This is a genomic window from Arthrobacter sp. HMSC08H08 (assembly GCF_001807575.1).
GTDB classification, from domain to species: domain Bacteria; phylum Actinomycetota; class Actinomycetes; order Actinomycetales; family Micrococcaceae; genus Pseudoglutamicibacter; species Pseudoglutamicibacter albus.
In genome coordinates, this window is sequence record NZ_KV789402.1 from 30,815 (window position 1) to 52,129 (window position 21,315).

A 21,315-nucleotide genomic window follows, 5' to 3' on the forward strand; every position below is an offset into this window, starting at 1 on the left:
CGCAACGCATGACTATCGCTGGCGCGATCAACGCAGGCCTGCGCCGCATCCTCGAAACTAATCCGCGCTCACTGTTGATTGGCGAGGACATCGGCAAACTCGGCGGCGTGTACCGCGTGACGGACGGGCTGCAGGAAGACTTCGGTGAAGACCGGGTTGTGGATTCCCCGCTCGCGGAATCCGGCATCATCGGAACCAGCATCGGTATGGCGATGCGCGGTTACCGACCGCTCGCTGAGATCCAGTTCGATGGCTTCATTTTCCCGGCGTTCAACCAGATCACAACCCAGCTGTCCAAGATGTATGCCCGCACGCGCGGCAAAGTCACGCTCCCGGTGGTGATCCGGGTTCCGTATGGTGGCGGGATCGGCTCGGTTGAGCACCACTCCGAATCCCCGGAAGCGCTCTTCGCTCACACTGCTGGCATCCGCATTATGACGCCGTCTTCGCCGCATGATGCGTACTGGATGATCCAGGAAGCGTGTGAGCTGGATGACCCGGTGATCTTCTTTGAGCCGAAGCGCCGGTATTGGTTGCGCGGCGAGGTCGACACCCAGAACCGTGAGGCCGCCTCGGATCAGGCGATGATTGTGCGGGAAGGCACGGATGCGACCCTGCTCGCGTGGGGGCCAGTGGTCCCGACCGCGCTCGCCGCGGCGGCTGCATTAGAGACGGAAGACCTCGATATCGAGGTGATCGACCTGCGTTCCCTGAACCCGATCGATTTCGACGCGATAGAGGCCTCAGTCGCAAAAACCGGCAGGCTTGTCATCGCTCATGAAGCACCAACCTTCCAGGGGCTTGGCGCGGAGATCGCGGCACGCATCGGGCACCGCTGTTTCTATGCGTTGGAGGCGCCGATCGAACGGGTGGGTGGCTATCACATGCCGTATCCGCCGTCGCGGGTAGAGGCGGACTACCTGCCGAACATCGACCGGATCGTTGATGCGTTGGACCGCACGTTCGAACACTAGGCGCTTTGGAAGGATTTTGGGATGACTACGTTTAATTTGCCTGACGTGGGCGAGGGCCTCACCGAGGCTGACATCGTCGAATGGAAGGTTGCGGTGGGCGATGAGGTCGCGCTGAATCAGCCTTTCGTTGAGATTGAAACCGCAAAATCGCTGGTTGAATTGCCGTGCCCGTTCGAGGGGACGGTGACGCGCCTGCACGCCGGTGTTGGTGAGGTGGTTGAGGTGGGGCAGCCGCTGATCGATATCGCCCGGCCAGGTGAAGAAGCAACCGACGACGCGGGCGACGGCTCGGTATCTGCCGCCGGTTCCGGTGACGGTGCCGGTAAGGACGGCGCGGCTGGTGAGGCGGCGGACGGTCCGGGCCCGTTGGTGGGTTCAGGCCCGGTTGCGGATAAAGCGACGTTGCGGTCGCGTCGCAGGCGCGCCCCGCAGCGTGTGGCTGAGCGGCGCGCGGGTGAGCGTGGCGTGGAGTTTGATGGTCCGGTTGCCCGTGCGCAGCGTTCGCTCCCGGGTTCGGTGGGCGTTCCGGCGCTTGCGAAGCCTCCGGTGCGTAAGTTGGCGCGTGATTTGGGCGTGGATTTGCGTGATGTTCCGGCGACCGGCCCGCGGGGTGAGGTGACACGCGAAGATCTGGCGTCTTTCGCGGATAAGCGTCTGGGCACCTACCGGAGCTCGGCCCCGGCTGCCTCGAGTGAGGTTCCGCGGGGAGCTGTTGCCGCATCGTTCGGTGCTGGCATGCACAACGGAGTGTCTGCGGAGCCTCCGGCGGGCGAGGTCACGGTGGTTCCGGTGCGTGGGGTGCGTAAGGCAACGGCGGAGGCGATGGTCCGTTCTGCGTTTTCGGCACCGCATGTGTCGCTATTTGTGGATGTGGATGCGACCCGCACCATGGAGTTTGTGCGCAGGCTGAAGGCTTCACGCGATTTCGAGGGCGTCAAGGTCACCCCGCTTCTGGTGGTCGCGAAGGCCGTGATGTGGGCGGCGCAACGCAACCCGGAGATCAATTCGACGTGGGTTGAGACGGAGAGCGGCGCTGAGATTCACCAGAAGGGCTACATCAACCTCGGTATTGCAGCATCGACGGACCGCGGTTTGATTGTCCCGAACATCAAGAACGCTGACGAGCTCAGCCTTAAGGAGCTTGCGATCGCGTTGAATGACCTGGCATTGAACGCCCGCGACGGCAAGACCCAGCCGGCGGACATGCGCGACGGCACGATCTCGATCACGAACGTCGGAACGCTCGGAATCGATACGGGCACGCCGATCATCAACCCACCGGAGGCCGGGATTGTTGCGTTCGGTACGGTGCGGGAACGCCCGTGGGTGGTCGATGGCGCGGTGGTACCGCGGTACGTCACCACGGTGGGTGGCTCGTTTGATCACCGGATTGTTGACGGGGACAAGTGCGCGGTGTTCTTGGCGGACATCGCCGCGATCCTCGAGGAACCCGCGCTACTGCTGGACTGACCGGCGCGGGCGGTCGTGCTGCCCCGGATAGCTCGCATCGCCAGCCTCACACGGCCGCGCCCTCCCGCTTCACACGGTCGTCGACCGATGTGTATCTAGCGTTGTTTCGTCATCATGGCGGTTGGGTGTTCCGGCCGCCGGTTTGTCCTTATAGGGTTGAGGTATGCCCATCCGTAATATTCGTGCTGCTGCTCTTCCTGCCAAACTTTCGAGGTCTTGGCTGCTCGTTAATGCTTTGAAGCCTGAGATTTTTGGTAAGGCGTTGGCGTCTGAGACTGATTCGGTGATTTTCGATATGGAGGCGCCGATCCCTGAGGATCAGAAGGAGGAGGCGCGGCAGAACGTTGTTGAGGCGTTGCATGCGGGGATGAGTGGTTGGGTGCGTGTGAACCCGATTCGGTCTGATTTTTGGGCTGATGATTTGAAGGCTTTGCAGGGTGCCCCTGGTTTGCGTGGGGTGATGCTTGCGGAGACGGAGAAGCCTGAGCAGGTGGCGTTGACTGCGATGCGGTTGGCGGCTGGTACTCCGGTGTTGGCTTTGATTGAGTCGGCGTTGGGTATTGAGAATGCCACTGAGATCGCGTCTGCGCCGGGTACGTTCCGGTTGGCTTTCGGTGTGAATGATTTCCGTAAGGATACGGGCGCTGGTGGTGATCCGTTGGCGTTGTCGTATGCGCGGGGGAAGCTGGTGGTGGCTTCGCGTGTGGGGCGGTTGCCTGGCCCGATTGATGGCCCTTCGGTTCCGGCTGCGGATGATGTTGAGGTCACTGAGGATTGCGCGGTGACGTCGAAGATGGGTATGACGGGCAAGCTGGTTTTGAATGTTGATCAGGTTGAGCGTGTGAATGCTGGTCTTTCGCCGAGCGAGGATGAGTTGAAGTGGGCTCATGAGTTGTTGGATCAGCATGCGGAGGGTGCGCCGATGACTGATGGTTCGTATTTGCCTCGTTTGAAGCGTGCGCAGAAGATTGCGCAGCTCGCTGATTCGTATGGGTTGTGGAACGCCTGATGTCTACGACGTATACGTATGTTGCTTGCCGGGATGAGGGCAGCATTGAGGCTTATGTTTTGGATGATGCTGAGGGCCGGCTGAACCGTTTTGCGGTGGTTGAGGGCCTTGAGGATGTCGCGATGTTGGCGATGGATCATCGCCGCGGGATCTTGTATGCCGGGCAGGGTGGGGCCTCGCATGAGCATCCGTTGTTGTGGGTTTTCACGGTGGTTGCTGGTGGCCGGTTGTTGTTGCGGGGGACCGCGCATTTGCCGTGTTCGGCGGCGTATTTGGAGTTTGATCCGACGTCTGGGGATGAGCATCCGGCGGTTGCTGGTTCTGTGGGCCGGGATGGTTTGTTGGGGGCGAGCTATTTCGGGGATGCGGTGTTCCGTGTCATGTTGGATTCGCAGGGTTTGCCTCAGGAAGGTCAGCCGGCGTGGATTGATGATGCGGCGGGCCGTGGAATGCGTTGTGTGGTTCCGTCTCCGGATGGCCGGCACGTGTATGCGACGAGTTTGGTTGATGACCGTGTTGTGATTTATCGGCGGGGTGCGACTGGTGAGCCGCCGTTGGTGCGTTCCGGGACGGTGAACGCGCCTGCGGGTTCTGGTCCGCGACATGTGATGGTTCACCCGGAGGGTACGCATGTTGCGTTGCTGACTGAGCTGAGCGGTGAGATCTTGACGTTCCACCGGGATGCGGAAACGGGTGAGTTGGCTGAGTTCGCGAGGGTCCGGGTGGATGAGCCTGAGGATGAGCTCGCGCCGGGTTACGTCCGTGGTGAGGGTTGCGGCCCCCTACGCATCGACGGCGATGAGCACAGCGATGCTGATGAGCAGGACTCTGGCTTGCCGGAGCGTCCGATGTGGGCTGCGGGTCTGATGCATGCCCGCGGCGCTAACTATATTTTGGCTACGGAGCGCACCACGAGTGCGTTGACGGTGTTTGATACGGGTTCGCAGCCGCGCCGTAGGGCGCGCACGCGCACGGAGGAGCGGCCGCGTGCTGCTGCGGTGGCGCCGGGCCGTGAGCTGGTTTTGGTGGCTGGCGAATTGTCGGGGCATATCAGCGTGTATCGGATTACGGAGCACGGGATTTTGAACCCTACGCAGCGGGTCGCGACGGGGGCTCGTCCTGCGGCGTTCGAGTTCTATAGGAAGTGACTACTGAGCCGTAGATATTACTTCAAGCTGGGTGGTGCTTGTTGCGATCTTGATAAGGTCGATAGGGTCAAACACTCCGGGTTGGTGTGTTGCGACCTTTGCGTTTCCGCCAATCCTTAAGGGTGTATCCCTTATCTGAGGTGGAAGATACGTGAAAGAATTCATCATTGACCGCTGGGGGCAGATCCTCTTCGCGGCGTATCAACACATGTCGCTGGTGGTGCAGTGTCTGATACTTGCCACCGTCATCGCTGTCTTGTTGGCGGTTTTGACGGCGCGCATCCCGTGGCTGGCTAATTTCGCGATGGGTCTGAGCTCGGTCGGGCTGACCATCCCGTCTTTCGCGCTGATTGCGTTGATGATTGGTCCGTTCGGTTTCGGCCCTACGCCGGCGATTGTGGTTGTTACGTTTTTTGCTGTTTTGCCGATCTTGCGTAACGCGATTGTGGGTTTGGCGGAGATCCCTGCGGAGACGCGGGAGGCCGCGCGCGGGATTGGTATGAGCCGGATCCGTTCCCTGGCGACGGTTGAGTTGCCGCTTGCGTGGCCGGTGATCATGTCTGGCATCCGTGTTTCCGGCCAGATGGTCATGGGTGTGGCCGCTGTGGCTGCTTATGTTTTGGGTCCTGGTTTCGGGACGTTTATTTTCGATGGCTTGGCTCGCCTTGGCGGGGCTAATGCGTTGAACTCGGTGGTCGTTGCTGTGGTGGGCGTGATCATCTTGGCTCTCATTCTTGACTTGATTCTTTTGGGCGTATCCCGCCTCACTATCCGGAAGGGTATCCGTGTCTGATAATTCTGTTGCAACCCAGTCGGCTGACTCTCTCGAGCCGAACGCTGAGGGGACTGAGGCGTCTCGTCACGGTGCCCGGATCTATTTGGAGGATGTGACTAAGCGGTATCCGGGGACTTCGACTCCGGCTGTCGGTGGTTTGACGATGGAGATCCCCGCCGGCTCGATTGTTGCGTTGGTGGGCCCTTCGGGCTGCGGTAAGACCACGACGTTGAAGATGATGAACCGGCTGATCGAGCCAACTGAGGGCAAGATCTTCATCAACCAAGAGGACATCACCGGGATGAACGGTGATAAGTTGCGCCGCAAGATCGGTTATGTGATCCAGGCTGGCGGCTTGTTTCCACACATGACGGTTGAGAAGAACATCGCTTTGGTTCCGAAGATGCTCGGCTGGGATAAGAAGCGCATCAGCGAACGTGTTGATGAGTTGCTTGAGCTGGTTTCTTTGGATCCGAAGGTGTATCGGAAGCGTTATCCTAAGGAGCTTTCGGGTGGTCAGCAGCAGCGTGTGGGTGTGGCTCGCGCGCTGGCGGCTGATCCGCCGGTGCTGCTGATGGATGAGCCGTTCGGTGCGGTGGATCCGATTACGCGCCAGCGGTTGCAGGATGAGCTGCTTTCGATCCATGAGGAGCTGGGCAAGACTATCGTGATCGTGACCCACGATTTCGAGGAAGCGATGAAGTTGGGTGACTGGATCGCTGTGTTCGATGTGGGCGCCCAGTTGGTTCAGTATGACTCGCCTGAGGCGATCTTGGCTCAGCCTGCCAACGAGTTCGTTGAGGGTTTCATCGGGGCTGGCGCGGGCATCAAGCAGTTGTCGCTTTCGCGTGTGCGTGAAGTGGATCTGCTTGAGCCGGTTGTGGCTCGCCCTGGCGAGAAGGCTTCGGATGTTTTGTCGCGCGTCCAGGCGGCCGGGCATCGGAGGGCGGTCGTGGTGGATTCGCGTGAGCGTCCAATCCAGTGGCCTACCCGTCGTGACTTGTCTCGTATGGAGGTCATCTCGGATCAGGTGGTCGATGACCTCCCGGTGATCGGTATGGACGCCACTCTCAATGACGCGTTGGATGCGATGCTTGTAGCAACCACGGGCCATGCGATTGTTGCGGGCCGCCGCGGCGCACTCCAGGGTGTTGTGGACATCGAGTCCGTGACGGCGTGGATTGGTCAGGCACGCAAGCTGGCCGATGATCGCAACGCGCCAGTGGGTATGAACTCGGGCGCGATCCCGGCGGTCGCGACGCAGTCGGATGCCAACCGTGAAGGCGACACCCCGATGCCGGAGGCCGATGCTCCGGCCGAAACTCAGGCCCCAGAAGGGACTGGTCCGCAAGAGGGGCCTGCCGCGGGTGGCGCTGGTGAGGAAGGTCGCCTGTGACGAGCCAAACTACTGCGAAGAAACCGAAAGTCACCTCGCACAACTGGCTGGGTCTAGGCATCCAGTTGCTGGTGTTGTTGGGTCTGATCGGGGCGGTCTTCATCTATCTGGCGGCAGCTGAGTTGAGCCCCACCGCCGCATCGACATTGTCTCCGAAGAGCCTGGCTGAACTGACTGTTCAGCACATCGAGCTCACGGTGGTTTCCACGCTGATCGTTTTGGCGATCGCGATCCCGCTGGGCGTACTGCTGACCCGCAAGCCGCTGCGTTTCCTCACCGGCCCCGTGATCGCGGTGGCGAACATTGGCCAGGCCGCGCCTGCCATCGGGCTTGTGGTGTTGCTGGCTATGTGGATGGACTTCGGGTTCTGGTCCGCGGTGGTCGCACTCGTGGTGTACGCGGTGCTTCCGGTACTGCGGAACACGATGGTGGGCTTGGATGGCGTGGATCGGCGCTTGATCGAGGCTGGCCGCGGCATGGGAATGTCCTCTCTTTCGGTCCTGTTCCGGGTTGAGCTGCCGCTGGCGGTCCCGGTGATGCTCGCCGGTATCCGTACCGCGTTGGTTCTGCTGGTTGGTACAGCAACGCTGGCGACGTTCATCGACGGCGGCGGTTTGGGGCTGCTCATCACCACGGGCGTGAACCTGTCACAGACCACCGTTGTAGTGGTGGGCGCAATCCTGGTTGCGCTGCTGGCGTTGGTAATCGACTGGGTCGGGCGCGTAGTCGAGCACGTCGCCCGTCCTAAAGGCTTGTGAGGTGGCTTTCGTAAAAAAGAAACTGAATGGTCCCCGCCGGTCTCGCATCATGGCGATGACCGCGCTCGCCGCGGTGGGGCTCGCGTTGAGCTCGTGCGGGCTGCAGTCATCGGCGGCTTTCGTGAAGGATCCGGGCCCTGGAAGCCTTGAACAGGTCGATGGCGCGGAGGGTCAGGAGATCGTGGTGACCTCCAAGAACTTCACGGAGCAGCAGATTGTGGGCAAGATCGCGGTGTTGACGGCGAAGGCCTCGGGCTTTGACGTCAAGGACCTTACGAACGTTCCGGGTTCTGTGCCGGCGCGTAAGCTCATGGAGCAGCACAAGGCGGACGTCATGTTCGATTACACGGGAACCGTGTGGCTGTCCTATCTGGGTGGCGAGGAAGGTATTCCGGACCCTCAGAAGCAGTGGCAGGCGGTGGCCGAGGCGGACCGCGAGAACGGCATCACGTGGGGCAAGCCCGGCGAGCTGAACAACACGTACGCGATCGCCTACAGCGCGGATGCGGCCAAGAAGCTCGGGGATGCGAAGACACTTTCCGATGTCGGCAAGCTCCCGGCCGAGGACCGCACGTTCTGTGTTGAGGCGGAGTTCAATTCCCGTGCCGATGGTTTCAAACCGTTGCTTGCCCACTACCAGATGGATCTAGGTAAAGCGGACGGCGTTCCGGCTTCCAACGTGTCCGTGATGGATACGGGCGCCATCTATGAGGCGACCGCCCGTGGGACGTGCAACTTCGGTGAGGTCTTCGCAACGGATGGCCGCATCAAGTCGCTGAACCTGACGGTCCTGGAGGACGATAAGAAGTATTTCCCGTCCTATGAGATCGCTCCGTTGTATAACGCCGAGTTCATCAAGAAGTATCCACAGCTTGAGAAGAACTACGAGAAGATCACAGAGAAAATGAACAACGAAACCTTCCAGGAGCTCAACCTCAAGGTCGACGTCGATGGCCAAGACCCATCGGATGTGGCCTATGAATGGATGGTCGAAGAAGGGTTCATTAGCGAGAAATAGTCTCGTCTCGTACGCAGAAAGGGCTGGCACCGGGTGGGGGGTGCCAGCCCGTTTTGCGTATTGTCTCGCCATTGTTACGGCGAAGTGCCGAGGCTCTTAGTGCTGATTTTCCGGGAAAGTTTTGTGTTCCGGGTGCAGTTCGGTGTGGGGAGCACTGACCAGGTGGAGTAGCTCGTGGATGCGTGGGTCGGTGAGTGACCAGCGGCGGTGGCGGCCATCCCGGCGAGGGAGGACGAGGCCTGAGTCTTCGAGTCGTCGCAAGGCTTGTGTCGTTGCGTTCGGCGTGATCCCGGCGGCCTCGGCGAGTTCGGTGACGTTCGCTGAGACAGTCGCGGCTCCGCTGAGTTTTGGCCGGGGCCGGATTCGGCCGCGCGCTAAAGTCCTCAATGAGCGAGCCCTCATCTTATAGGAGCGTGTGGGACTAGAGCGCGAACTTCTGGGCCGGAAGCCACATGAGGTTTCCGATGGTCAGCTTCAATGCGCGCTTGTGGTTCGTGGGCTGGTCCGGCCTGTGCGGTATTTATTCGCGGATGAGCCGACCTCTGCATTGGATTCTCGCACTGCCTCTCGAGTGTGGGACGTGATCGGGGACGTAGTGGCCGAGGATCAAGCAGCGGCCGCGATCGTTTCGCATGACTCCCCATTGTTGACAGCGATGGCGAGCACAACCATCCGCATCACAGGGCAGTAGCGGGTCATTATGGCGCAGTAGCGGGCGCGGTTACCTCGTCGACGAAGCGCCTGCCTTCTTCGGTCAACTGGCCAGCGGCATCGCGTAGTCCGCACACGCCCCGCATGTGGGATGAGGTGACGTGGGCATCGACCATCCCGACCGCGCACATCAGCGCGAACGCGGTGGTCGGGCCCACGAAACGGTAACCCTGCCCGCGCAGGGCGCGTGCGAGTTCGCGGGACTCCTCGGTTTGCGAAGGGATCTCTTCCTCGGTTACAGGAACGCAGCTGCGCGCCGGGGTATGCGACCACACGAGTGCGGCGAGCCCACCCGATTCACGCAACGCAAGCGTTGCTTGTGCGTTGGTGATCGCGGCCTCGATCTTGGCGCGGTTGCGGATAATCCGGGCATCAGCCAGCAGCCGCTCGACGTCCTGCTCGGTGAACTCCGCGACCGCCTCCGGGTCAAAGTTTGCGAAGACCTCCCGTAAGGCCTCGCGCTTCTTCAGGACAGTGAGCCAAGACAGCCCCGCTTGGAAGGATTCGAGCACGATCCGCTCATACAACCCACGCTCACTCGTGATCAGCCGGCCCCATTCGGTGTCGTAATACTCGGTCAGAAGCGGATCCTGCAACGCCCATGCTGTGCGGGGCAACGCCAGGTCCTGGGTAGGTACCTCGGTTTGCTCAGTTGATTCGGTGTGGTCAAGTAACTCGGTTTGGTCAGCTGAATCGGTCACGACGGCTCCTTTCAGGCGGCTGTTATGCTCAGGGTTTCCAGCCTCCCAGCACAACACGGGCGCGAAACAGCCGCACCCTCAATCCGTGGATAAAACTCCGATAGGAACCGGGTGTGGATTGCCGAAACCCGAGCTATAGCGCTTCTCGACCCTGCATCCGGGTGCGGCTGTCGTTGAGTTTCTTCAATAGCGCGGCTAGCCTCGAGACTTCCTCGATACTCCAGTCCTCGAACATGACGGCGGATTCTTGTTGCCGCTTCATAACGTAATCCTTGAAGCGAGCTCGCGCCGAATCGCTCAGAACCAGAAGATAGCTCCGGGCGTCCTTCGGGTCCGCGGTGCGCACCAACAGCTCCGCAGTCTCAAGCCGTTTGATCGCGCGGGACACCATCGACTTATCGGCATCCACAACCTCGGACAGCTCGGTCACCGTCATCCCGGCGTCCGGGGTGCAACTGCCGGTCTCCATGAACCGACGGTACAGCGCGGAAGCTACAACCCCGTCGAACGGTTGGAGGGACGCATCCAGGGCGGCGGCCTGCTCACGGAAGCTGCGGCGAGCCGCGGCCAACAGGATCCGGTACTCGCGGGTCAGCGAACGCAGCTGCTCCGTGAACTCCTCGCTACACGCATCAGACATCTCGGCGCACCTCCTGCCGCGGCACCATGTTCTTAGGCCTGGACTTGTCAACAGGCCCTGAACTACCAGCAGACCCGGGCCTCCCCGTAGCCCCAGAGTTATCCGCAGAGCCCGGGTTGCCTGCGGACCCAGTCGTTTCCTCACCAGCAGGCTCTCTGTCGGTCCCTGCGGTGCGGGCGAGCTCTTCGTGGCGGGTATGAGTCGACAAGCTCAGGTTCGGGATGAAGATCGCAACCACCAGGCCAAGCACAGCGAACGGTGCGGCGTACAGGAACAAGTGCGCGATTGCCTCACCGTAGGCGTGCTCAATGATGGTTGCCACAGAATCCGGGAGCATGCTCGGGGCCGGCAACTCGCCAGAGGTCTGCATGTCCAAAACCGCGGCCCGCTCGGACGCCGGGAGGCTAGAAATCGCGCGCATCAAGTCCTGTTGCCTATCAGAAATCAACGCCGGAGCGAGGTTAGCGAGCACACCACCGAGCCAAGCGATACCAACGGTCCCGCCCATCGAACGGAAGAAAGCCACCGCGGAAGATGCAACCCCCATGACCCGCGGATGCACAGCGTTCTGCGTCAGCAAAACAAAGTTCTGCATCGTGCCGCCCACACCGGCACCCATGAGGAACATGAGCACCGCCATGAACCAATAGTTGCTGTCCGCGCGAACCACAGACATCAATCCGAGCCCCACAACCAGCATGACGGAGCACGCGATCACATACGGTTTCCACACGCCCGTGCGGCTGATGATGACGCCGACGACGTTGCCGGAGATCATGCTGCCCACCATGATCGGGATGGTCATGATGCCCGCCATGGTGGGGCTCGCGCCGCGCGCCATAATCATGAACTGAGACAGGTACACGGTCGCGCCGAACATCGCCAGCCCCACCGCGATCGAACCGATCACCGAAAGCGTGAACGTACGGTTCTTGAACAACCGCAAATCCAGCAACGGTTCGTCCGTACGCAACTCAACGAACACGAACGCGATCAACAAAACAGCCGATGCGCTGGTCATCCACAGCGTCTCAACCGACTTCCACGGGAACATCGCCCCGGGAGCGTTGCCGCCCATCGTGACCCAAATCAGCAACAGGGAGATACCGCTGGAGAGCAACACCAGCCCGAGCACGTCGAGGCGGAAGCGGCGGTACTCCTGCGGCGGCAAGTGCAGGCGGGTTTGCAGCATGATGAACGCGACGATCGCTACCGGTAACGCGATATAGAAGTTGTAGCGCCAAGAGAACGTATCCGTGATCCAGCCACCCAACAGCGGCCCGGCGACGGTCGCGAACGCCATGACCGCACCGAAAATCCCCATATATTTACCGCGTTCACGAGGCGAAATGACGTCAGCCATCACAATCTGTGACAACGTCATCGTCCCGCCGATACCGATCCCCTGGAACACGCGGGCGGCGATGAGCATGTCGATGGATTGTGAAAAGCCGGCGAACGCTGTTGCTGAGACGAAGATCGCGAGCGAGACCTGCATCAACATCTTGCGGTCCAGCAGGTCAGAGAGCTTGCCCCAAATCGGGACCGTGACCGTCATCGCGAGCATTGCGGCCGCGACAACCCACGAATACTGTGCCTGTGTACCGCCGAGGTCGTGAACGATGCGCGGCATCGAGGTTGAGACGACCGTGTTGGCGATCATGCCCACGAACATCGCCATGATCAGCGCTGTCAGCGACTGGATCTTGGCGCTGTGAGACATCGGCGCCGGGTTGGATGCCGGTGCAGGGTTCTGTTCAGACGCAGGGTTTTCGGCCATGCAACCTCCTGGACATGTTGCGGCAGTCACGACAAAAGTTGTTGATGAAAGTCAACAATAATCCAAGGTAGTTGCGCATTGTCAACTACTTGCGTGGTGTCTTGCGCGACACGGCGCGCGGTCACGGGCCGGGGTCCAGGTTTTACGGGGCGAGGCTGTTTACCGGCTAAGTGCGTTGTGCCAGATGAACCCAGTGTTACTGGGCGAGAGCACGGATCCCGAGTTCGTAGCCGGTGACCCCGAGCCCCACGATGATTCCCTTCGCAACGGGGGAGAGGTAGGAGTGGTGCCGGAACTCTTCGCGCGCGTGAACGTTGGAGATATGCACTTCGATGGTGGGGCAGCAGGCCCCCGAGATCGCGTCTGCGAGGGCGAGCGAGGTGTGCGTGTATGCCCCGGCGTTGAGCACAACACCCACCGCCTTTCCGTCCTTGACGGCGGCCCCGGCTTCGTGGATCCAGTCGATGAGCTCGCCCTCGTGGTTGGTTTGCCGGAAATCCAGAGTCAGTCCCTGCCCGGCAGCAGCGGCCTCGCACAGGTCCTTGACGTCGCTGAGGGTCGTGGTCCCGTACGTTTCCGGGTCGCGGGTGCCCAACAGGTTGAGGTTGGGGCCGTTGAAAACATACACGGTGCGTTGTGCTTTGGTGCTCATGATCATGCTCGCTTTGGCTATCGGGGCAGTTGGGTTCGGTTCCGCTGGTGGCTAGGAATTGTGGTGGGATGGGTTAGCTGTAGATGGGTTTGCCGGCTGCAATGTAGGCTTCTTCGCCCCAGAACGCGATGCGCGTCTTAGCACCTGGTTTCGCGCCGGGTTCTTTGATGATGCGCGGCATCGTGACGCCTGTGGCGGCGGGCTTCAGGGCGTCTTCGACGGTTTCGGCTTGCGCAAGCCGAATAAGCTGCGCCCACGTCGGCGCCATCACCATAAGCGTTCCTTCCTTATAGCGGCGTAGCGCTTCCTCGGGCCGGATCCAGAAGCTGTCTACGGATTCGCTCGTGTGGCCATCGGCTATCTGCCCTTCAGGGAGTACCGCTGCGAAGAACCGGGTGTCGTAGCGTTTCGGCAGGCTGGCGGGGGTGATCCAACGGTCAACGCACACGATGCTCTCCAGGTGGGGGACCGCAGCGAGCGCTGTGATTGCCTGATCGATCCCGATGCGGTGCTCCTCCAACGCTCGGCGCTGTGCCTCCCGCTCAGGATGCAGCCCCGGGCTGGTGGATTCCTCGGTTGGGCGGGCGAGCAGAACCCCGCATTCTTCGAAGGTTTCCCTCACCGCCGCGGCAACAAGGGTCTGTGGGGCGACCGGGCGGCCGCGCTCAGCCGCAGAAATCCCGGACGCCTCTGCCGCGTCATCTGTCAGTGATGCCGCAAGCGGCGCCGGCAATTCCCAGGCTGAAGTGCCGTCAGCGTCGCTCGGATCAACGCCGCCGCCAGGGAACACCACGGCGCCCGGCGCGAACTCCATACTGTTGGCACGCACATGCACGAACACCTCAACGCCGCTGCTCGCCTCAGAGGCGGGGCGGACCAGCAGTACTGACGCAGAGTTTTTAGCTGACGCGGACGTCGAAGCGGACGTCGAAGAAGTCACATCGGGGCCTTTCTCTCATCGTTACCATGCGGCTGGACGCTTGCCTTGTGTCTGGTGCTTGCCTGAATTCAGTGTTGTCTTGAGTCTAGTGTTTCTGCGCAATCATGAACCGAGTCTGTGGATACAGGGTGGGGCAGGGTCTAGCCTGAAGGGTGCGACATACTTCAAGCCCGCCTACCTAACGAGGAGCGTCACGTGGCCAGGAACCAAGCCCAACAGAGCAACGGCACGGTTGCGAAACCGTCAGTGTGGTGGGGGCTTGGACTCGCGTTCGCGGTGGGGGCTGTGTGTATCGGATTGGGCGCGTTGAACGCCTCGATCCCGGTCATGCTGATCGCGATCCTGCTCGGCGCTCTATGGCGTAACCTCGCCCCAGTGCCCGCAGTCTTCGATCCCGGCATCGCGGTTGCCGCTAAACGGGTCTTGCGGCTAGGGGTCGTGCTCCTTGGCCTGCAACTGTCCGTCACCCAGATCGCTAGCCTCGGCTGGGGCGTGATCGTGGTCGCCGTCGCTGCAGTGGCCATCACATTCGTTGCGACCCTCGGGCTCGGTAAGGCGCTCGGCATCGAAAAAGACCTACGGATGCTAATGGCCGCAGGCTTCTCGATCTGCGGCGCCGCGGCCGTCGCCGGAATGCAAGGTGTTACCCGCGCCAAACAAGAGTTCGTTGCTGCCGCGGTCGCGATGGTCGTAGTGTGCGGGACGCTCATGATCCCCATCGCTCCACTTCTGGCGCAGCTACTCGGCTATGACGATGCCGCCGCCGGCATGTTCATCGGCGGTTCCGTCCACGAAGTCGCCCAAGTAGTCGCGGCAGGCGGTATCGCAGGAGGCGGCGTCATCCTATCCACCGCCGTCACCGTCAAGCTCGCAAGAGTCCTGATGCTCGCCCCGATGATCGCCGCCGTATCGCTCAGCGCTCGCCGAGACGCAAGCGCGGCCCGCGCCACAGCTAGCGGCACCGGCGGCAACGTAGACGGTTCAGACGGTAGCGCAGATAGCGCCGATGCGGAGGTCAAGCTCCCGCCGATCATGCCGCTGTTTGTGCTCGGGTTCATCGTGATGGTTGTGATCGCGTCGCTGCACATCGTTCCGCAACCGGTTCTGGATGTCGCGAAGATCGCCCAAACATTCCTGTTGGCTTCAGCGATGTTCGCGCTCGGTCTGGGCGTTCACGTGAAATCGCTCATGAAGCTCGGCGGCCGCCCACTGCTTCTCGGTGCGGGTTCGAGCGTGGTGATCATCCTCGTTGTGATCGTGTGCATCGCGCTCGGCGCGGCACCGGCGCTCAGTTAGTATGGCGCGGCGCCGACCGCCAGTTTGTAGACCCGTTCCTAGCCTGCGAGCACGTCTGCGGGAGCCACGAAGTCCATTCCGTGTGCCTCGGCGACTCCGCGGTTGGTGACCTTCCCGTCGCAGGTGTTGAGTCCGGATGCGAAGCCCTCATCGGCCGCGAGCGCATCCCGCCAGCCCTTATTCGCTAGCTGCATCACGTAGGGGAGTGTCGCGTTGGTGAGTGCCGCGGTTGAGGTTTGTGGGACGGCGCCGGGCATGTTGGTTACGCAGTAGTAGAGAGCGTCGTGCACGCGGTAGGTCGGGTTGTCGTGCGTGGTTGGTTTGGAGCCTTCGAAGCACCCGCCCTGGTCGATCGCGATGTCCACGAGCACCGATCCTGGACGCATCGTCTTGACCATGTCGAGGGTCACGAGCTTCGGCGCAGCCGCACCCGGGATGAGCACGGAACCGATCACGAGGTCAGCCTCTTTCACGAGTTCGGCGATCGCGAGCTTGGTTGAGGCCATGGTTTTGATGTGGCCGCGGGCGAGGTTGTCGATCTCGTGGAGGCGGGATGCGGAAATGTCCACGATCGTGACCTCTGCACCCATGCCTTGGGCTGTGCGTGCGGCTTGTTCCCCAGCGTTTCCGGCGCCGATCACCACAACTTTCGCTGGCCGCGTCCCTGGAACGCCGCCCATCAAAATGCCTGAGCCGCCAGCTGGCTGTTGCAGGAGTGTGGCCCCGATCTGCGCAGAAAGCCTGCCCGCCACCTCGGACATCGGGGAGAGCAACGGCAGCGTGCGGCCCTGGGTCACGGTCTCGTATGCGATCGATGTGGTGCCGGCTTCTAACAGAGCGTCAGTGCATTCGCGCGATGCGGCAAGATGCAGGTAGGTGAACAGCACCTGGTCTTTACGTAGCAGGCTGTATTCGCTCGGCTGTGGTTCCTTGACTTTGAGGACGAGTTCGGCGGCCCACGCCTGTTCGGCGTCCGCGACGATCTGCGCGCCCACGGCCGCATAGTCGTCATCGCTATGGCCTGCGTTGATGCCAGCGCCGGACTGGACCAGGACCTCGTGGCCTTGAGCCGCGAGTTCGGATACCCCGGCAGGAGTGATCGCTACGCGGGACTCGTTGTTGAGGACTTCAGTGGGGACACCGATGCGCATGTGGACTCCGTACTCATAGTTGGGTTGTATCTGCTTGGGTTGTGTCTGGTTAGGCTGTGCCTGTTTAGACCGTGACTGTTCGAAATGTGGTCCGTGGAGTGGCCGTAGTAAAGCTGTGACCTATCACACACATCATGCCTTAATGTGGCGGTCACATTCACCTTGAAGCGCCGCGCCTGGCTGTGTGCCCGCTTTGCCTCTCTTTTATGCTGTTAGCTCTTTCTTGCTGGCGCCTGGCGGTGATATTCTGTATCTAATTCCATAAGAAAGACCTGGTGGGGTGCATCCACATCTGTTCGATGACCTGTCCATCGGGATAGTTGTGAGCTTGTGGAGAACCGTTTGGGGGAGAACCGTATGGAGAAAAAACAGCCTCGTTTCCTACGTCTAGAGGACGTAGCTGATGAGTTGAACGTCAGCATGCAGCAGGCCCGCTCGCTGGTGCGAACAGGCGCTCTACCAGCCATTAAGGTTGGTGGCCGCGGCATTTGGCGCATCGAACGCGACGAGCTCGAGTCCTATATTCAGCGGCAGTACGAATACACCCGTGAAGCCGCGGCGATGGATAAACTCGCTGACGAATTCGCCGACTAAGCGCTGAGACTCGGCTAAGAACTGAGCCCCGAAGCTAGACCGCTGGGCTTAGCTAGCGCAGAAGACCTTCGTTGTTAGAAAACGCGGAGGTCTTCTGTGCTCATAAATCTAGAAGACTCGCAGGTCTTCTTTACTCATGAATACTGTGCGGCCGGTCTTGGTGTTCCAGCACGTGAGGCCGGCCTTTTCAGACTGGCATACGTAGTCACCGTGTTTCACGGCGGTCCCGTACTCGAGCACCTGGCCTTCGAAACCTTTCTCGCACACGTCTTTCTTGTAGCACTTATCTTCTACACGGCCGCTTCCGTAGAACGGTTTCCGGTCGGCTTCGGTGATCGCGACCATCGCATCGTCATCCGGGGTATGGTGCGGGGCTTCTTCGCTGAAGTTCTTAGGCGGGTTGGTTTTCCAGGAGTCGACGGTGCACATCAGCTGATTGCCCATGCGGTCTTGGTCTGATTCAGGTTTATAGATGTTGCATACGATGTTGCCGCTCGGTACCTGGATCGAGGCAACGAGGCTGCCGCGTACCTGACGGGTGCGTTTCGCTTCGATAGCGGAGCGTGGGGCGGGCGCCCCAGCTTTCGGTAGTTTCCCGGCCTGAACGTCCACGCCCGTGTCTGGCTTCCGGTCCGAGTCGCTGCCCTGCTCGTTGTTGCCCTGGTCTTCGCTGTCGTCGCCGGTGCCGCCGGTGCCGCTCGCGCCGGGTTCTTCTGAGGTGGCGTCCGTAGCCGAGGCCTGAGTATCCGAGGGAGCCGCCCCGTCATTTTCTGCGCTGGTGGTTGTTGTGGCGGCCGGGTTTTCAGGTGAAGGCTGTTTCGCGTTGTCCTCGGATCCGCCGCGAACCACGATCCATATGATCCCCGCAATCAACACGAGAACAGCGACTACGGCGCTCACAATCGCTATCATTCGGGCTGAGCGTTTCTGCTCGCGAGCGGGTGGGGTGGAGGATGGTGGCGCCGACTGTTGAGGGTTCTGGCTGTTCATAGTGCTCTCCTCAGGGCGGGGCGAAACAGTCTACAATCAATGTTTGCACTGTTCTTTAGCTGTGTTAAGAGCACAGCTGAGGAGTTTTTGACATCGTGTTCGAGGATGGGGAGATGGACGAGGCGCGTTCGCGTTTGCAAGATCCGCAACTTTCTGCTGATGAACTGGTTCGTATCGCTGAGCAATATCCTCAGCTGAGGAGCCAGGTCTTCATGCACCCGAACTGCCCTGCCGGTTTGGTGGCTCAGATCCTCGCCGAAATCCCTGGGGCGGACGCCCCTGACGCTGAGGCTACGCAACACATGCAGGCCGTCAGCGAGCCGCCTCGCCCGGCCGAAGGGCCTGTATTTTCCCCGATCCTGCCACCGGTCACTCCAGAGGATGCGGCGGTGGGGGACATGCCTCCCAACCCGCCAGCCCAGCCGCACAACACGCAACCACACAGCCCGCAACCGTACGGGGCTCAGCAATACGGTGCTGCACAACAATTTGATGATCAAGCAACGCAGCAGTTCAATGCTCAGCAGCATGACGATCAAGCTACGCAACAGTTCAACGCCCAGCAGTATGGCGCTGGGCAATGCGGCGCCCAGCAGTCCGGGGATGCGCAATACGGGGATGCGCAAGCAACCCAGCAGTTCAACGCCCAAGCGGCAGCGGCCCCGCAACAATTTTCAAACCCGCAGCAGCCGGCCCAGCAGCCCGCCCCACAGCAACCCACTCGGTACGCGGGCTTTTATCCGCCGGAGGATTCCTACGATGATCACTCCGACGAATATGTTGAGGAAGACCAATATGTTGAGGAAGATCGAGAGCCGCGCCGCCGTTCCGGGGCCGTGTTGCCCATAGTAATTGTGGCGGTGCTAGCGATCGTTGCCGTGGTTTTCGCGGCGACAACACTCTTTGGAGGCAATAAAAACAAGGACTCGGCGCCGAATACGGTCGCTGAAGCCACGGACGCGAGCCCATCCGAGGAGCCAAGCGACGAGCCGGCGAAGGATGAGGACGAGGAAGAGCCTGAGGAGAAGGACCAGACTCCGTTGCCGCCGCAGGTGTACGCGGGTGCCCGTGGTCCGGCTCCGGATGATGCCCAGCAGCCGCAGGCTACGGTCGAGAAAGACGGCATGACGATCGCCTCGGTCATGACCCCGACCGGCAATATCGGTTGTGACATTCGCCTGCGTGAAAACAGTGACGATGACAGCGGGGATGCTGGCGACTCGATCGCGTGCTCCGTGAAGTCGTGGAAGGACCGGGCGCCGGTAGCCGCGAACCCGAAACCTAAGCAAGGCACCACTCCGTACGTGTTCTTGGGCGCCAACAAGTCTTTGGCGAGCTACGGCGGCTCCCACGAAGGTAAGTTCTGCTTCGAGAAGAACGGCTGTGAAGACGGGTTCAAGGGTCAGAAGCTCGGATACGGCGAATCCGTTGTCCACGGTGATTTCGTGTGCGTCTCTGAAGAGCACGGCCTCACCTGCTGGAACAGCAAAACCGGGCGCGGTGTATTCCTGAGCCGCTCCCACTTCATCACGTACTAGCCGCAAAGCTACAAAGTCACAGAGCCGCAGAGCTACAGCGATACAGCAACGCCCCGGGGTGCAGTCAATAGCCCCGGGGCGTTGCTGTGTTGTAGTCCTCGCCCGGTTGGGGCTGGACTTGCTGTGTTCTAGTGTTCTTCGGCCGGGTTTTCAGCGGCCGTGTTCTCGCCTTCGAGGTTGTCTTCCTCTGGGTCGTCTCCGGCTTCGGCTGCGGTGGCTGCTGGGAGGACGAGGTGCTTGAGTTTCTCCGCGCGTTCAGCGATGAGCCGCTGCACGGTGTCGATGAAAGCCACGCGGGATTCGCCGACGCCGTAGTCACCGAAGTACAGTGCCCGGGCTTCAGCGCGAGCGTCCTTATCGCCACCGTTGGCCAGCGCATCGGCGATCATCTCAGCCAGTGTATCCACGGTGTCTGCGTCGATCACTGGTACAGCGGAGGCGACCGGGGATTCGTCGGTGAGATGCTTGCGGTTGGTGCGGCGGTCGGTCAACAGCATCGGGCTGTCAGCCTTGAGGTAGAGGAAGTCCAGGCCGACGCTGGAGATGTCGGTGATCATGAGGTCAACGTCAGCGAACATCGCGAGGATATTTCCGGTGCGTAACACGAGGTGCTCGCCGCCTTCCTCGTTTGCCGCTTCGATGAGTTCCATGATCCGGCGGTGGCCTGCCTTCATGTCGGCCTGGCGTGCCCCTGCCACGCGTGGGTGTGGCTTGTAGATTACGCGGGTGCCTTCGGTTGCGAGGGCGGCTTCGATGATTTGTGGGCCGTAGCAGTCGATCGAGGTGTAGTTGTTGTTGTCGTTTTCACCCTGCCAGGTTGGTGCGTACATGATGGTGCGCAGGGTGGTTTCTGGCAGTTCGTTCTCGTAGTCGAGGTCCAGCTGCGGGCGGCCGACGGAGATGAGCTTGGATTCGTCGAAGTCGATGAGTGCGCGGCGGTGGCGGCGTAGCGCGGCCGGGCCGGCGGTGAAGACGGCGTCGTAGGCTTTCGCCTGGTTGGATACCATCGAGAGCTTGTCGGATTCGCCGTGGTTGATGTGCACGTGCACGGCTGGTGCGTAGCTGAGGGTCTGGAAGTTGGAGCGGCCGTTGTTGACGTAGAGGAACAGCTTTGGCTTGTGTTCTTCGTAGTAGCTGATCATGCGGTCGAAGCTGCCGCGGTAGACGACCGGTAGGCTCGTCATTTCTTCTACCGCTTTAATGGCCGATGGGCGGCGCAGGAAGATCGCGGTCGGTACGGTTTCGTTGAGCTCTTCAAGCACGGGGATCCACTGGCGCAGCTGGTAGAGCTTGGCGCGGGTATCGCCGAAGTATGCGAGGATCTGTGCTTCCGGAGCGGCGGAGTCTGCGTACTCTTTAGCGGTCAGGTTGTAGTCGCGGGTGCCTCGCAGCCACTGGCTGGAGGCTTTCCAGGCTTTGGACCGGAAAATTTTACGGGCGAACTTCTTCAGCTGCTTTTCCACAGGACTCCTGCATAAACGTAGAACGAGGGCTCACTCACAATGAGGGCGCGCACATGATGGGGTAGGTAACGGCCTTGTGGCCCTAGGTGAACGAGGGCTTGCCAAATAATCAACTCTATATTACAAGCGTGAAACAGGTTTCTGTTCGAGGCATGCTCCATAATTAAAGCCGTGGGTGTGCGCCTTGATGATCTGCGCGGAACTGGTGGTTGCGCGGGCTTAGTGACTGCGTTGATGTGACCGCCAATAGGAAATAGTGACTACATCTTGTAGAGTTAGGTGCGTACTCGATATCACAGTGTTCAAGCACG

At 60.9% G+C, this 21,315-nt stretch carries 21 protein-coding genes; 12 read left to right on the forward strand and 9 right to left on the reverse strand.

Annotated features, from left to right (window positions below; all coding sequences use genetic code 11):
- The first annotated feature begins 8 nt into the window (after positions 1-8).
- The 8 genes from HMPREF3175_RS07545 to HMPREF3175_RS07580 all read left to right on the forward strand — a co-directional run bounded on the left by HMPREF3175_RS07545 (position 9) and on the right by HMPREF3175_RS07580 (position 8,548).
- Positions 9-974: an alpha-ketoacid dehydrogenase subunit beta gene (locus HMPREF3175_RS07545; RefSeq protein ID WP_083289506.1), complete on the forward strand. Its 966-nt coding sequence runs from the start codon at positions 9-11 to the stop codon at positions 972-974.
- Between the two features lie 21 nt (positions 975-995).
- Positions 996-2,444, forward strand: a complete 1,449-nt coding sequence (locus HMPREF3175_RS07550; RefSeq protein WP_070491621.1) for a dihydrolipoamide acetyltransferase family protein — start codon at positions 996-998, stop codon at positions 2,442-2,444.
- Between the two features lie 163 nt (positions 2,445-2,607).
- The gene (locus HMPREF3175_RS07555; protein WP_070491623.1) at positions 2,608-3,453 is read left to right on the forward strand and encodes an HpcH/HpaI aldolase/citrate lyase family protein; all 846 of its coding nucleotides are present in this window, start codon (positions 2,608-2,610) and stop codon (positions 3,451-3,453) included.
- Positions 3,453-4,601 carry a lactonase family protein gene (locus tag HMPREF3175_RS07560; protein WP_070491625.1) on the forward strand — a complete coding sequence of 383 codons (1,149 nt, stop codon included), beginning with the start codon at positions 3,453-3,455 and terminating at the stop codon, positions 4,599-4,601. Before HMPREF3175_RS07555 ends, HMPREF3175_RS07560 begins: the two co-directional genes overlap by 1 nt.
- A 151-nt stretch (positions 4,602-4,752) precedes the next feature.
- On the forward strand, positions 4,753-5,394 hold the full coding sequence (locus tag HMPREF3175_RS07565; RefSeq protein WP_035756395.1) for an ABC transporter permease: 642 nt from the start codon (positions 4,753-4,755) through the stop codon (positions 5,392-5,394).
- A 79-nt stretch (positions 5,395-5,473) separates the two neighbouring features.
- A complete protein-coding gene (locus tag HMPREF3175_RS07570; RefSeq protein ID WP_305366910.1) occupies positions 5,474-6,772 on the forward strand; it encodes an ABC transporter ATP-binding protein in 1,299 nt (432 codons plus the stop codon).
- Positions 6,769-7,530, forward strand: coding sequence for an ABC transporter permease (locus HMPREF3175_RS07575; protein WP_070491627.1), 762 nt, complete (start codon positions 6,769-6,771; stop codon positions 7,528-7,530). The genes HMPREF3175_RS07570 and HMPREF3175_RS07575 overlap by 4 nt, the downstream gene beginning before the upstream one ends.
- A 1-nt stretch (position 7,531) precedes the next feature.
- Positions 7,532-8,548, forward strand: coding sequence for a glycine betaine ABC transporter substrate-binding protein (locus HMPREF3175_RS07580; protein ID WP_256276329.1), 1,017 nt, complete (start codon positions 7,532-7,534; stop codon positions 8,546-8,548).
- A 96-nt stretch (positions 8,549-8,644) separates the two neighbouring features.
- Here the strand turns inward: HMPREF3175_RS07580 and HMPREF3175_RS10190 are convergent, their stop codons facing one another.
- Positions 8,645-8,935: an ArsR/SmtB family transcription factor gene (locus HMPREF3175_RS10190; RefSeq protein ID WP_176744676.1), complete on the reverse strand. Its 291-nt coding sequence runs from the start codon at positions 8,933-8,935 to the stop codon at positions 8,645-8,647.
- A gap of 28 nt (positions 8,936-8,963) precedes the next feature.
- On the opposite strand from HMPREF3175_RS10190, the gene HMPREF3175_RS07585 reads away from it, so the two are divergent.
- Complete coding sequence (locus HMPREF3175_RS07585; protein ID WP_052048485.1) at positions 8,964-9,239, forward strand: ATP-binding cassette domain-containing protein; 276 nt, start codon at positions 8,964-8,966, stop codon at positions 9,237-9,239.
- A gap of 7 nt (positions 9,240-9,246) precedes the next feature.
- On the opposite strand, the gene HMPREF3175_RS07590 is transcribed toward HMPREF3175_RS07585, so the two are convergent.
- The 5 genes from HMPREF3175_RS07590 to HMPREF3175_RS07610 all read right to left on the reverse strand — a co-directional run bounded on the left by HMPREF3175_RS07590 (position 9,247) and on the right by HMPREF3175_RS07610 (position 13,972).
- Positions 9,247-9,882 (reverse strand): DNA-3-methyladenine glycosylase I, encoded by a 636-nt coding sequence (locus tag HMPREF3175_RS07590; RefSeq protein WP_218078901.1) that lies wholly within the window; start codon positions 9,880-9,882, stop codon positions 9,247-9,249.
- A 211-nt stretch (positions 9,883-10,093) separates the two neighbouring features.
- Positions 10,094-10,600, reverse strand: coding sequence for a MarR family winged helix-turn-helix transcriptional regulator (locus HMPREF3175_RS07595; protein ID WP_070491631.1), 507 nt, complete (start codon positions 10,598-10,600; stop codon positions 10,094-10,096).
- Positions 10,593-12,380, reverse strand: coding sequence for a DHA2 family efflux MFS transporter permease subunit (locus HMPREF3175_RS07600; protein WP_070491633.1), 1,788 nt, complete (start codon positions 12,378-12,380; stop codon positions 10,593-10,595). Before HMPREF3175_RS07600 ends, HMPREF3175_RS07595 begins: the two co-directional genes overlap by 8 nt.
- Positions 12,381-12,576: 196 nt before the next feature.
- Complete coding sequence (aroQ, locus tag HMPREF3175_RS07605) at positions 12,577-13,032, reverse strand: type II 3-dehydroquinate dehydratase (protein WP_070491745.1); 456 nt, start codon at positions 13,030-13,032, stop codon at positions 12,577-12,579.
- 73 nt (positions 13,033-13,105) lie between these two features.
- A complete protein-coding gene (locus HMPREF3175_RS07610) occupies positions 13,106-13,972 on the reverse strand; it encodes an NUDIX hydrolase (protein WP_035756332.1) in 867 nt (288 codons plus the stop codon).
- A 195-nt stretch (positions 13,973-14,167) separates the two neighbouring features.
- Here HMPREF3175_RS07610 and HMPREF3175_RS07615 point away from each other — a divergent pair, with 195 nt between their 5' ends.
- Entirely contained in the window at positions 14,168-15,268 is a 1,101-nt protein-coding gene (locus HMPREF3175_RS07615) for a YeiH family protein (protein WP_083285436.1), read from the forward strand.
- 38 nt (positions 15,269-15,306) lie between these two features.
- Here the strand turns inward: HMPREF3175_RS07615 and ald are convergent, their stop codons facing one another.
- Entirely contained in the window at positions 15,307-16,419 is a 1,113-nt protein-coding gene (gene ald, locus HMPREF3175_RS07620) for an alanine dehydrogenase (protein ID WP_070491635.1), read from the reverse strand.
- A gap of 357 nt (positions 16,420-16,776) precedes the next feature.
- Between ald and HMPREF3175_RS07625 the strand changes: the two genes are divergently transcribed.
- Positions 16,777-17,013: a helix-turn-helix domain-containing protein gene (locus tag HMPREF3175_RS07625; RefSeq protein ID WP_035756368.1), complete on the forward strand. Its 237-nt coding sequence runs from the start codon at positions 16,777-16,779 to the stop codon at positions 17,011-17,013.
- Positions 17,014-17,121: 108 nt separating this feature from the next.
- On the opposite strand, the gene HMPREF3175_RS07630 is transcribed toward HMPREF3175_RS07625, so the two are convergent.
- The gene (locus HMPREF3175_RS07630; RefSeq protein ID WP_141742503.1) at positions 17,122-17,913 is read right to left on the reverse strand and encodes a hypothetical protein; all 792 of its coding nucleotides are present in this window, start codon (positions 17,911-17,913) and stop codon (positions 17,122-17,124) included.
- A 185-nt stretch (positions 17,914-18,098) separates the two neighbouring features.
- Here HMPREF3175_RS07630 and HMPREF3175_RS07635 point away from each other — a divergent pair, with 185 nt between their 5' ends.
- Positions 18,099-19,541, forward strand: coding sequence for a variant leucine-rich repeat-containing protein (locus HMPREF3175_RS07635; RefSeq protein ID WP_070491638.1), 1,443 nt, complete (start codon positions 18,099-18,101; stop codon positions 19,539-19,541).
- Between the two features lie 128 nt (positions 19,542-19,669).
- On the opposite strand, the gene HMPREF3175_RS07640 is transcribed toward HMPREF3175_RS07635, so the two are convergent.
- Positions 19,670-21,004, reverse strand: a complete 1,335-nt coding sequence (locus HMPREF3175_RS07640) for a CDP-glycerol glycerophosphotransferase family protein (RefSeq protein ID WP_083289498.1) — start codon at positions 21,002-21,004, stop codon at positions 19,670-19,672.
- Positions 21,005-21,315: the final 311 nt, after the last annotated feature.